This window comes from Caulobacter sp. FWC26 (assembly GCF_002742645.2).
GTDB lineage: Bacteria > Pseudomonadota > Alphaproteobacteria > Caulobacterales > Caulobacteraceae > Caulobacter.
Genome location: NZ_CP033875.1, coordinates 1,169,934 through 1,181,122 on the forward strand (window position 1 = coordinate 1,169,934; position 11,189 = coordinate 1,181,122).

An 11,189-nucleotide genomic window follows, 5' to 3' on the forward strand; every position below is an offset into this window, starting at 1 on the left:
GGCGACATAAGCCACGGGAGGAAAACCTGATGAAGCTCGGAGTTCTACTGGGCGTGGGTATCGTCGCCCTGTTCGCGGGGCTGGCCAATATATGGTTTGGCGACCTGCTGGTCGGCCTGGGCCTGGTGACCATGTTCCTGATGGTCGCCGGCTATTCGGCCTGGCAGGGCAAGAAGGAATACGACGCCCGACCGCGCGGCGAGCCTATCGCCGAATAGCGGCGAGCCCTGGGGATCTGCAGACATGAAAAGCGGCTTGCCGATCGGCATGGGCGTTGGGATCGCGCTGGGCGTCGCGCTTGGTCTGGCGCTCGATAACCTAGCGCTGGGAATTGGCCTGGGTATCGCCTTTGGCGGCGGCGTCGGGGCCATGGCGCACGCGGCCACGACAGCCTCCGAGAAGAAGGCCAAGGGTGGCGACGGGGGAGTTGTCGGCGATAGCGGCTCCAGCGACGCGGGCGGCGACTGCGGCGGGGATGGCGGCGGCTGCGATTGACGGCTCGTCCACCTTTGACGGGTTAAGCTGAGGGCAACCACGTTTCCGGGCGTCCGCCCGAGGAGCAAGCCGATGTCCGCACCTTTTATTGAAATCGCCGGCCGCAAGATCGGCTCTGACCATTCCCCCTATGTGATCTGCGAGCTGTCGGGGAACCACAACGGCAGTCTCGAGCGCTGCCTGACCATGGTCGACGCCGCCGCCGACACCGGCTGCGACGCGATCAAGATCCAGACCTACACCGCCGACACCATCACGCTCGACGTCGACCGGCCTGAGTTCAAGATTCACGGTGGGCTGTGGGACGGGCGCACCCTCTATGAGCTCTACGAAGAGGCCCACACGCCGTTCGAGTGGCACGCGGCGATCTTCCAGCGCGCCCGCCAGCGCGGCGTGACAATCTTCTCCAGCCCCTTCGACGAGACCGCCGTCGACCTCCTGGACAGCCTGGGCGCGCCGGCCTTCAAGATCGCCTCGTTCGAGGCCGTCGATCTGCCGCTGATCCGCTACGCCGCCGCCAAGGGCAAGCCGCTGATCATCTCGACCGGCATGGCCAACCTGACCGAGATGCAGACCGCCCTAGACACGGCCCTGGCGGCCGGCGCGCCGGGCGTGCTGCTGCTGCACTGCGTGTCCAGCTATCCTGCCACATTCGCCGACGCCAATGTGCGGACCGTGCCGGACATGGCCGCGCGTTTCGGCTGCCCGATCGGCCTGTCGGACCACACGCCGGGCACGGCCGCGTCGGTGGCGGCGGTCAGCCTCGGCGCCTGCGCTGTCGAAAAGCACTTCACCCTGGCCCGCGCCGACGGCGGTCCCGACGCCGCCTTCAGCCTGGAGCCCGCCGAGTTCAAGGCCCTTGTGGACGACACCAAGAACGCCTGGGCGGCGCTCGGCCGCGCCCACTATGACGTGCTGGGCTCGGAGGCGACGTCCTTGCTGTTCCGCCGCTCGCTGTACGTCACCGCCGACGTCAAGAAGGGCGAGCCCCTGACGCGCGCCAATGTCCGCTCGGTCCGCCCCGGCAACGGCCTGCCGCCGGCTGATCTCGACAAGGTGCTGGCCGGCAAGGCCGCCCGCGACCTTTCCCGCGGCGAGCCGCTGGACTGGTCGATGGTCGGCTAGAGCGTCACGCCGAAAGTGGGAACCGGTTTCGGCGTCACGCTCTAAGTGTTTGATTTAGAGCCTCGCGCGTCAAAACGAATCCGTTTTGACGCGCGAGGCGCTAAGCCGCGAACGGCTCGATGCTCGCGATGTCCGGCGCGACGCCTCGCTTGGCCATTTCCAAGTCGTAGCGGTTCTGCAGATTGAGCCAGAACTGCGCGCTGGCGCCGAACAGGCGCTCCAGGCGCAGAGCCGTGTCGATGGTCACCGGGGTTTGCCCCCGAACAAGCTTCTCGATCCGAGGGCGAGCGATGTGCAGCCGGGCCGCGACGCGGCCGGGCGTGAGGCCATAGGGCTTCAGGAACTCTTCCAGCAGGATTTCGCCCGGATGGACCGGGGCGAGGGGATCGTTGTCCTGCACGATATCCTTGCTCATCACCTGGCTCCTTCGAAAGCGCCACTGGCGCTCAGTGATAGTCCACGAACTCGACATCCGCCGGTCCGGCGTCGGTCCAGACAAAGACCAGCCGGAACTGATCGTTGACCCGGATCGAATGCTGACCCTTACGGTCTCCGGACAAGGCTTCGAGCCGATTGCCCGGCGGCGTGCGAAGGTCGTTCAGGACGACGGCGGCTTCCAGCATCTCCAACTTGCGCTTGGCGACCCTAATGAGGTCGGACGGAAAACCTTTTCCGGAGGACACCCCTTCGAGGATGGCCTTCGCGCGCAGGTCCTTGAAGGTCTGGATCGCCATCGCCCTCTCCAAGGTGACTTGTATCGCGCCGCGACACGAACATCAAGGGCACGTGTCGCGTCGCGATACAGCTGCTAAGCCGCCCAGGTCACCGGCAACCGCAGGAAGACGTTCCCCGCCGCCGTCGGTTCGGGCAGGGCGCCGGCGCGGATGTTCACCTGCAGCGAGGGCAGGATCAGGGTCGGAGCTGCCAGGGTGGCGTCGCGGGCCTGGCGCATGGCCACGAAGTCATCCTCCTGGGCGCCGCCGCCGACGTGAATGTTGCGCGCCCGTTCCTCGGCCACGGTGGTCTCCCAGCGGAACGTGTCGCGGCCGGCTGGCAGGTAGTCGTGGCCGACGAAGATTCGGGTTTCCGGCGGCAGGGCCAGCACCTTCTGGATCGAGCGATACAGCGTCCGCGCGTCACCGCCGGGGAAGTCGGCGCGGGCGGTGCCGTAGTCGGGCATGAACAGGGTGTCGCCTACGAAGGCGGCGTCGCCGATCCGATAGGTCAGACAGGCTGGGGTGTGGCCGGGTGTGTGCAGCGCCTCGATCGAGAGCTCGCCGAGCGGCAGAACGTCGCCTTCCTCCATCAGCACGTCGAACACCGCGCCGTCGGGCCTGGCGTCTGACTCGAACATCGGGATGAAGGCCTTCTGGACCTCGGTGATCTTCGCGCCGATGACGATCTTCGCGCCCGTCCGGCGACGGATGAGGTCAGCGGCCGACAGGTGGTCGGCGTGGGCGTGGGTCTCCAGCACATAGACCAGATGCAGGCCCTGGTCGCGCACGGCCGCCAGCAGGGCGTCGGCCGAGGCGGTGGAGAGCTTGCCCGCCTTGGGTTCGAAATCCAGCACCGGATCAATGATCGCCGCGGTCTTGGTGGCCGGATCGACCACCAGATAGCTGGCGGTGAAGGTTGCGGGGTCGAAAGCGGCTTGAACTTCGGGTCGCATGGACTGAGCCTCCCTGACGGTGCTCTTAATATGAGTATTTGCTAATTTAGATCAAGCTAATATATTGACGCTGACAGCTCGGGCCTCTCCGTCCTTCGGGGCGACGAGGTCCGGCGAGATGAATTGTCACCGTAGCGAGAGCGCGTCTAGTTGATGGACCCCACCCTGCTGACCGCCGCTCTGAGCGGCGCGCTGGTCGCGCTGCTGCTGACCCTGTTCGGCGGCGGCGGGTCCGTGCTGGCTACGCCGTTGCTGCTGTATGTCGTCGGCGTGCGCGACCCGCACGTGGCGATCGGCACCTCGGCTGCCGCCGTGGCCGTCAACGCCGCCGTGGGCCTGGCCGCCCAGGCCAAGGCCGGGCGTGTCAAATGGCCCTGCGCCCTGACCTTCGGCGCGCCCGGCCTCGTCGGTTCGCTGCTGGGAGCGCATCTGGCCAAGGCCGTCAATGGCCAGCATCTGCTGGCCTGGTTCGCCCTGGCCATGGCGGCGGTGGGCCTGTCGATGTTCCGCGCGCCCAGCTCGCCGGGCGATCCCGACGTCCAGATCGACTCGGCCAAGGCCTCGCGGCTGGTCCCGGTCGGGGCGGCGACGGGGCTGGCCGCCGGCTTCTTCGGCATCGGCGGCGGCTTTCTCATCGCGCCGGGCTTGATGGCGGCGACCGGCATGACCCTGGCCAATGCGGCGGCCTCGTCGCTCGTCTCGGTCACCCTGTTCGGGGCGGCGACCAGCCTCAGCTATGCCGCCTCGGGCCTGGTCGACGGCCGGCTGTTCCCGGCCCTGATCGTCGGCGGCGCCGGCGGCGTGGCGATCGGCGCCCAGCTCGCCCCGCGCTTAGCCGCTCGGGCCCTGCTGGCGCGGCGTCTGTTCGCCGTGATGATCGTCGCCACGGCGGGCTATGTCGCCTGGCGCGCGCTGGCGTGAGCCGTCTTTAGATCAAACCCAACCGCTTGCCGGTGGCCTTGTCGATTGTCCGCTTGGGCAGAATCTCGGTCATCAGCACCTGCATCGGCGAGGGCGACACGACATAGCGAACCTTGGGCGCGGGGGCGGTCAGGGCCGTGGCGATGGTCTCGCCGATGCGCTCGGGCGGCAGACCCGACTTGCCCAGACTCAGCATGAAGCCGCGCATCCGCTCCAGCGCCTTGGCGTAGGGCGTGTTGGCGTAGCGGGTGATGTCGACCTGGTCGGCCTTGTCCCAGATTGGCGTCGCGACCGCGCCGGGGGCCACGACCACCACGTCGACGCCGAACGGCAGAAGTTCGCGGCGCAGCGACTCCGAAAAGCCCTCCAGCCCGAACTTGGTCGTGCAGTAGGGCCCCATGAAAGGGTTGGCGTTGCGGCCGCCCACCGACGAGATGTTGACGATCCGGCCAGGCTCGCTGACCCGCTCGCCGCCCGCGCCCAAGAGCGGCGCGAAGGTCTGGGTGGCGTTCAGCACGCCGGTCAGATTGACCTCCAGCTGGTGGCGGAACTCTTCGACCGGCAGATAGAGCAGGGGACCGGCGACGGCGATGCCGGCGTTGTTGACGAGACCCGCCAGCGTCTTGCCGCCCAGCGCCGCCTCGACCTGTCTGGCCCCGGCGCGCACCGCCGCCTCGTCGACCACATCGAAGATCAGCGGAGTGAACGCCTCGCCGAACTCGGCCTTCAAGCGCTCGCCGTCGGCGGCCTTGCGGACGCTGCCGAAGACGTGAATGCCCCGGCTGATCAGCACCTTGGTCGCCGCATGGCCGATGCCGGTCGAGACGCCGGTGATCACGACGGATTTTGACTGAGCCACGTGCGGTTTCCTTGCCCGTTTGCAGGGAAGATGGGCGATCTGAACAGTGTTCGCCAGAGGCTTTGAGGTCGGCGTTCCAAGAGCCGACCTCCGGCGTCAAAGGGGGAATATAATTTCAACGAGCAGGCCGCTGGGCTCCCAGGCGCGACGAATAGCGCCCTTAAGCTGCCGTACGACGTTGTCCGCGAGTATGGATCCGAAGCCCTGTCGCGTGGGGGGCGTCACCGCGGGACCTCCGCGCTCCCGCCACGAGAGTGTCACCCGCCTGTCGCTAACCGTCCAGGTCACCGCCACTCGACCTCCACCTTGGCTGCAAGCGCCGTACTTGTTGGCGTTGGTGGCCAATTCGTGAAGCAAGAGGCTGATGGGCTGGACCTGTTCTGGCGATAGGTTGACCTCCGGGCCCGCGACATCGACGTGATCTCTGGGACACAGAGCGTCAAGCTCGTCCCTCACCACATCTTCCAGGCGCCCTCCTTCCCATTGGCGCGTCGCCAGAGAGGTTTGGGCGCGCGCCAGCGCGTCAATCCTACCGGCAAGAATAGTTCTGTAGCTTTCGAGCCCGTCGGCGCGGGTCAGCCGAGTCAGGGATTGCACGATCGACAGCACGTTCCGCGCCCGGTGATCAACCTCGCGCATCAGAAGTTTCCGCGCTTCTTCGTTGCGCTTTTCAAGGCTGATATCGCGGACCTCGATAATCGTCCCGATCACCTTGGCCTGATCATCCCTGATAGGGCTTGCGGTAAAGGCGACGGGGTAGAAGGAGCCGTCCTTGTGCACAAAAACTTCTTCGCCTTGTGTGCCCGCGTTCTCGGGGAAAGCTCTGTCGATCGCACATTCCGCAAGGGGAAACGGCGAGCCGTCAGGGCGAGAATGATGAATGACGTCGTGAAGAATACGCCCTTCAGTTTCGTGAAAAGCAAAACCCGTTAATCTCTCAGCCGCCTTGTTCATGAACACGCAGCGTTGCTGTTCATTCATCAAAAACACAGACATCGATGTGTTGTCGAGTATGGCGTCGAGCCGCCTGACTGTATCTCTTAGCTCACGTTCTATAGTAACATGCGTCGTTATGTCTTTAATCGCTGCGTAAAATACCTTATCTTCCTCGTCGTCGAAAATCTGCAGTTTTACGGAGACGTTATACTCTGTTCCGTCCTTCCGGCGGTGATTTGTTTCGAAATCCAGTCGCTCAATAGATTTATTTTTGAGCGGCTCAATTAGTTTTAAAAACTCGTTTTTACTTATATTTGGCTTGATGTCCCATGGTGTGAGGCGTCGAAGCTCTTCTATGGTGTAGCCGAGATTGTCTCGGGCCCCTTTGTTCACAAGTCGAAAAAGAAAATCATCGGCAGAGAATATATAGACTTCACTCGCGGCTTCTTCGACAATTCGGCCGAGGCGATCGCTTGTGACGCCGAATATGCTAGCCATGCCTGTAGCCCCGCTGCGATGCGCATTGCTCACAACAATCGGTATTCAAGTGCGGGCACGGTGGCAATGCTTAGAACGGCAGATTACTTGTGGCTAAGCTTGATGCGATCTCACGGCGGAGAGATTTTGCGCGGGACAGGGCCCCGATCGCTTTTCGGCTACCACCGGCTTGCCACGCTCGTTGAGAGGAGGGGACGTCCGATGAGGGGGAAAGCCGCCTTGAAAGCCCGCCCCCAATTCGGACGTCTAAACCGCCACCAGTTCCCGCATCCCGGCCCAGCCGACGTTCATCAACGCGTCGACGAAGCCCATGTACGGTGTGAACGGCTCGCGGCCCTGTGGGTACTCGATCAGCCGGAACGGCTGGAACCGCGCGGGGAAGCCGGCGGCTTGGAAGACCCCGTCTTCCTCCATGTAGTCGGCTGAGCCCATGGGCGAGACGTAGGCCTCGGCCTGGACCGCCCGGCAGATGGCCAGGAGATGTTCCGACCGCGCCCCGGGAGCCTTGAGGTCGGAGGCCCGGACGACCTTTGGTGCGATCCCCAGTTGCGCCGCCGCCGCCTGCGTCAGGCCGCAGGTCAGGTCCGCGAGGCCCCCGTCGCGTTCGCGGGACAGCTGCTCGGAGACGAACGCCCAGCCCTCGGCGAAGAATGGTCGCTTGCCGTAGGCGTGGCGGATGGCGGCCAAGTGCTTGTCGCGCCAGGGCTGGCTGTCGTCGATCTGGATCGCGTGGATCGGCGTGTCGCGGTCGTGTTTCTTGACCGGCACCGTCAGCATCAGCTCGCCCTGAGCGGTGAGGATGCGGTTGCGCGACTGCCATGAGCGGCGGGCGAACTGCACGTCGTCCAGGCAGACGAACACCGATGCGGCCGCCATCAGCTGGAAATAGCCCAGATATGGCAGATAGGTCGGCTGCATGATCACCGCCGTCCGAGGAGGCGAAAACGCGGTCATCCGGCTCGGGCGGCGGCTGGCGCGGCGACGTCGCGGGCGCGGGCCAGAGCGGCGTTGACCTCGGCCAGTTTGGCGGCCTTGGCGTAGGGCTCCCAGGCGCCGGGGATGAAGCGATCGCCAAAGCGGGCGGCGAGCTGGCCGCGCAGCGCCTTGAGGCCGGCGATCGCCTCCAGCGAATGGTAGATCCAGCGCGGCTGGGCGTCGGTATGGACCATCGGGCCGATTGTCGCGGCGCCAAAGCCCGACAGCAGGGTCCGCAGCTCGCCGGGCAGGGTCTTCAGATCCGCCTCGCGCACGCACTCGGCCACCACCAGCTTGGCGCCGCCGCTCTCATAGAGATAGGCGCGGAAGGTCGCGCCTTGGGCGGTGAAGTTCTGGACGTAGACCGGGCAGGGGCCGTCGAAGGCCTCGACCTCATAGACGTAGGTGAAGAAGGTCTTCTTCACCAGCGAGGGCGCCGCCAGACCCAGAGGCTTGAACAGCGGTGTCGGGTTGGCGGCCCAGACGATGGTCTCGTCGGGCGAAGTCTCGGCCAGCAGCTGACGCGGCGGGACCAGGCAGTTCAGCTCGACCTTGACGCCAAGCTTGACGAGGGCCGCGTGCAGGCTGTCGAACATGCGGGCGAAGCCGCCTTCGGGCAGGCTGGCGACCAAGTTGGCGGTGCGCCCCGACAGTCCGCGCGGGATGGCGTAGAGTTCGTCTGTCCACGGATCGGTCGTCTTGGCGTGGGCCAGGGCCGTCAGATCGGCCGCCGCCGGGAACACCCGGTTGATGGCCATGGGGATCACCGCGTCGCTGTGCACCAGAGCCGGATCGGCGCCGAGATGCCAGCGGACATAGTCCTCCAGCGTGGCGGCGATCTCGGGCGGATAGGCGGCCAGCCGCGCGGCCAGGCTGTCGTCGGCGGGATTCTTGACCTTGTAGGCCGGGCAGTCGATCGCCGGGCCGCCGAAGTCCCAGGTGAACACCCGCCGGCCCTCGAAGTCGGCGCTGATCGAGCCAAAGCGATTGTCGAAGGTGGTGAACCGCGCGCCGTGGGCGCTCAGGGTCTGGACGATTGGATCGGTCTCGCCGCCGAAATACACGCAGCCGTCACGCATCTCGCGGCCATGGATCACCTTGCAGCGCGCGACGCCGCCCAGGGCCTCGAAGCGTTCCTGGATAGTGATGTCGCGCCAGCCCAGGCGATGGGCCTCGAAGGCCGCCAGCACGCCGGTCAGGCCGCCGCCGACGATGCGGATCCGCTGGGGGTTACTCACGCTGTTGCTCCCCAGACCACGAGATCGCTGTTGGGCGCGACGCGCACGCCGTTCTGGATGTTGTCGAACGACACCTTCAGGGCGGTGGGGGCGATGAGGCCCAGCTCGTCGACTAGGCGGCGCACCAAGCCGTCCTCGGTGTAGAACAGGTTGAACAGACCCGCCTCGCCGGTCTCGGCCGTGGTCATCCGCCAGCCGTTCGGCTCTTCCTCGACGCCCCTGCCGCAGCGGTAGTCGTCGATGAGGCGCGTGCGGACAAACACCTCGGCGCCCGGGGCCAGCCGCGCCCGGGCGGCGGTCAGCACGGCGCTCGCCTGGGCGCTCGTCAGATAGCAGAGGAGGTTGGGGATCAGAAGCACGTCAATCGGCGTCGCGCCGAGGTCGGGCAGGCCCTTGGACAGATCCGCCTCGATCAGGGTGACGGCATCGCCCAGGTTCCAGCGGCAGTCGGCCAGCGCCGCCGACGAATAGTCGACGTTGGTCAGGTCCCAGCCATAGGCGGCGTAAAGCGACAGGTTGTTGCCCGTCCCGCCGCCCAGCTCGACCACCCGGCCGGTACGCTGGTGCAGGCCACGCTTGAAGAAGTGCCGGGCTATGAACTCGTCCGGATATTTCAGACCGCGAATGTCGGGCAGGGCGCGCATGATGGCGCGGAGAATCCGACCAAAGCAGCGAACAACTTGTTAACGATAAGGGCGTGGTGCGAGGCGGGATGTCGCAGGGGCGCTTAAATCAGCCCCCAAAACGCCTCCGCCACACGGTCCGCCCCGCGCCCGTCGCAAACGGTGGCGCTGGACGCCGACAGCGCCGCGCGGCGATCCGCGTCGGTGATCAGGCTCTGCGCCAGCGCGACGAACGCCGTCTCGAAGTCCGCCGCGTTCAGGTCCAGGCAAGGGGTCACGCCGGCCGCCTCCAGGGCGTGGGCGGCGGCGATCTGGTTGTCGGCCAGGATCAGGGTCAGGGCCGGCAGGGCCAGGACGCACCGCTCCCAGGTAGTGGAGCCCCCAGCGCCGATGGCTAGGTCCGCCTCCAGCACCCGGTGCGGCATGTCCTGGGCGTCGACGTGCAGCACAAGGCGCGGGTCCTCGGCGGCCAGGGAGCGCAGCGCTGACAGGCTGGGTGCGGCGCTCCCGACGACGAGATCCAGCGTGATGTCCCCGAGCATCGGCGCCAGGAGCGCGACCACCCGGCCGGTGATCCCGCCGACATCGGTCATGCCCAGCGACACCAGGATCCGACCAACGGGTCCGCGCTTGGCGCGACGGGCGAGGGCGGCCTCGCGCAGGGCCACGAAGGCCGGGCGCACCGGCGCATGGTTGGGGCCCAGCAGGAACCGGGCGTGGGCGGGGACGAGGCCCGCATAATCCTCAGGCCGCCGCGCCGGTCCGGCGTCCAGCACGAGGTCGGCGGCCAGCGGTCGGTCAGCCAGGTCGTCGATGACCAGGGTCGGACGGCCCTTGGCGATCGCGAGGTGGTCGTCGGCGGATAGGGCGTAGTTGTCGAAGACCACGGCGTCGAACGGCTCGGTCGTGTCCGTGCGGGCCATGTCGGGGCCGAAGGCGTCAAGCACAGCTGCGACCTCGGGTGTCGCAAGGAAGGCGCAGGCCGCCCCGCGCGCCGCGAGCGCCCGCGCCAGCGTCAGGGACCGCATCACGTGGCCCCCGCCGATGCTGGGGCCGGCCGCGCAGACGAAGATGACGCGGCGCGTCATGCCCGCCGGTCGCCGCCGTAATCCTGCAGATCCGGACGGCTGGCGACGAAGGCGCGGATGTCGTCGGACGTGAAGGCGCGGTTCGTCGGATAGAGGGCGTCATAGACTGCCGCGACGAAGGCGTAGTCGTCGGGCCGGTCGACCGTCCAGCGCACCGCGCCCTGGTCGGGGAAGCACGGCAGCCAGGCGCAGTTCCAGCGCTGCGGCTGGTTCCACAGGTCCCAAGTGACATGCTCGAAGGCTTCCTTCGTTGTCGCCTCGGCGGCCGCGCGGCGCAGGGCGGCGGCGGTCATCACCTCGACGTCGGTGCCCTTGGGATGGGCGTGGCCTTCAGGCGTGTTGCTGACATAGTCTGCGCCCTTGGACAGGCACAGGTCGATCGTGGCGTCGATCAGGGTCGGATCGGCCAGCGGGCAGTCGGCGGTCAGGCGCACCACATGATCGGCCGGATGGGCGTCCAGCGCGCCGATAAAACGCTGCTGGACATTGTCCAGCGAGCCGCGAAACACCGCGATCCCCTCGCGCCGCATCGCCGCCTCGATGGCGTCGTCCTCAGGCCGGTCGGAGGTGGCGACCACCAGCTTGTCGATGCGCCGCGCCCGCGAGACCCGCTCGATCTGCCGCACGATCATCGGCTGACGCTGGATCGGCATCAGCACCTTGCCCGGCAGACGGGTCGAGCTCATGCGGGCCTGGAGAATGGCGAGGATCATGGACCGATTTCACGCGGGTTCGGCGGCGGGGGCAAGAGGCGTTCGGATG

The 11,189-nt window shown here is 66.7% G+C and carries 14 protein-coding genes; 4 read left to right on the forward strand and 10 right to left on the reverse strand.

Annotated elements, in window-relative coordinates; translation table 11 throughout:
• Nucleotides 1-29: 29 nt before the first annotated feature.
• The 3 genes from CSW63_RS07065 (at nucleotide 30) to pseI (ending at nucleotide 1,620) form a co-directional block, all read left to right on the forward strand.
• Nucleotides 30-218, forward strand: a complete 189-nt coding sequence (locus CSW63_RS07065) for a hypothetical protein (RefSeq protein ID WP_062095678.1) — start codon at nucleotides 30-32, stop codon at nucleotides 216-218.
• Nucleotides 219-243: 25 nt separating this feature from the next.
• A complete protein-coding gene (locus tag CSW63_RS07070; protein WP_062095676.1) occupies nucleotides 244-495 on the forward strand; it encodes a hypothetical protein in 252 nt (83 codons plus the stop codon).
• 72 nt (nucleotides 496-567) lie between these two features.
• Entirely contained in the window at nucleotides 568-1,620 is a 1,053-nt protein-coding gene (gene pseI, locus CSW63_RS07075) for a pseudaminic acid synthase (protein ID WP_062095673.1), read from the forward strand.
• Nucleotides 1,621-1,720: 100 nt separating this feature from the next.
• On the opposite strand, the gene CSW63_RS07080 is transcribed toward pseI, so the two are convergent.
• From CSW63_RS07080 to CSW63_RS07090, 3 genes are all read right to left on the reverse strand, one after another.
• Complete coding sequence (locus CSW63_RS07080) at nucleotides 1,721-2,035, reverse strand: HigA family addiction module antitoxin (RefSeq protein WP_062095671.1); 315 nt, start codon at nucleotides 2,033-2,035, stop codon at nucleotides 1,721-1,723.
• 31 nt (nucleotides 2,036-2,066) lie between these two features.
• Nucleotides 2,067-2,354 carry a type II toxin-antitoxin system RelE/ParE family toxin gene (locus tag CSW63_RS07085; RefSeq protein ID WP_062095669.1) on the reverse strand — a complete coding sequence of 96 codons (288 nt, stop codon included), beginning with the start codon at nucleotides 2,352-2,354 and terminating at the stop codon, nucleotides 2,067-2,069.
• A 74-nt stretch (nucleotides 2,355-2,428) separates the two neighbouring features.
• Nucleotides 2,429-3,289, reverse strand: a complete 861-nt coding sequence (locus CSW63_RS07090) for an MBL fold metallo-hydrolase (protein WP_062095667.1) — start codon at nucleotides 3,287-3,289, stop codon at nucleotides 2,429-2,431.
• A 153-nt stretch (nucleotides 3,290-3,442) separates the two neighbouring features.
• Here CSW63_RS07090 and CSW63_RS07095 point away from each other — a divergent pair, with 153 nt between their 5' ends.
• Nucleotides 3,443-4,210: a sulfite exporter TauE/SafE family protein gene (locus CSW63_RS07095; protein WP_062095665.1), complete on the forward strand. Its 768-nt coding sequence runs from the start codon at nucleotides 3,443-3,445 to the stop codon at nucleotides 4,208-4,210.
• A gap of 7 nt (nucleotides 4,211-4,217) precedes the next feature.
• Here the strand turns inward: CSW63_RS07095 and CSW63_RS07100 are convergent, their stop codons facing one another.
• From CSW63_RS07100 to CSW63_RS07130, 7 genes are all read right to left on the reverse strand, one after another.
• The gene (locus CSW63_RS07100; protein ID WP_062095663.1) at nucleotides 4,218-5,069 is read right to left on the reverse strand and encodes an SDR family NAD(P)-dependent oxidoreductase; all 852 of its coding nucleotides are present in this window, start codon (nucleotides 5,067-5,069) and stop codon (nucleotides 4,218-4,220) included.
• Nucleotides 5,070-5,165: 96 nt separating this feature from the next.
• On the reverse strand, nucleotides 5,166-6,503 hold the full coding sequence (locus tag CSW63_RS07105) for a PAS domain S-box protein (protein WP_062095661.1): 1,338 nt from the start codon (nucleotides 6,501-6,503) through the stop codon (nucleotides 5,166-5,168).
• Nucleotides 6,504-6,749: 246 nt separating this feature from the next.
• Complete coding sequence (locus CSW63_RS07110) at nucleotides 6,750-7,457, reverse strand: WbqC family protein (protein WP_062095659.1); 708 nt, start codon at nucleotides 7,455-7,457, stop codon at nucleotides 6,750-6,752.
• Nucleotides 7,454-8,716, reverse strand: a complete 1,263-nt coding sequence (locus CSW63_RS07115; protein ID WP_062095657.1) for an FAD/NAD(P)-binding protein — start codon at nucleotides 8,714-8,716, stop codon at nucleotides 7,454-7,456. Before CSW63_RS07115 ends, CSW63_RS07110 begins: the two co-directional genes overlap by 4 nt.
• Nucleotides 8,713-9,360: a bifunctional 2-polyprenyl-6-hydroxyphenol methylase/3-demethylubiquinol 3-O-methyltransferase UbiG gene (locus tag CSW63_RS07120; RefSeq protein WP_062095655.1), complete on the reverse strand. Its 648-nt coding sequence runs from the start codon at nucleotides 9,358-9,360 to the stop codon at nucleotides 8,713-8,715. The genes CSW63_RS07115 and CSW63_RS07120 overlap by 4 nt, the downstream gene beginning before the upstream one ends.
• A gap of 83 nt (nucleotides 9,361-9,443) precedes the next feature.
• Nucleotides 9,444-10,427, reverse strand: a complete 984-nt coding sequence (pseG, locus tag CSW63_RS07125) for a UDP-2,4-diacetamido-2,4,6-trideoxy-beta-L-altropyranose hydrolase (protein ID WP_062095653.1) — start codon at nucleotides 10,425-10,427, stop codon at nucleotides 9,444-9,446.
• Complete coding sequence (locus CSW63_RS07130) at nucleotides 10,424-11,140, reverse strand: cytidylyltransferase domain-containing protein (RefSeq protein ID WP_062095651.1); 717 nt, start codon at nucleotides 11,138-11,140, stop codon at nucleotides 10,424-10,426. The genes pseG and CSW63_RS07130 overlap by 4 nt, the downstream gene beginning before the upstream one ends.
• Between the last annotated feature and the right edge of the window lie 49 nt (nucleotides 11,141-11,189).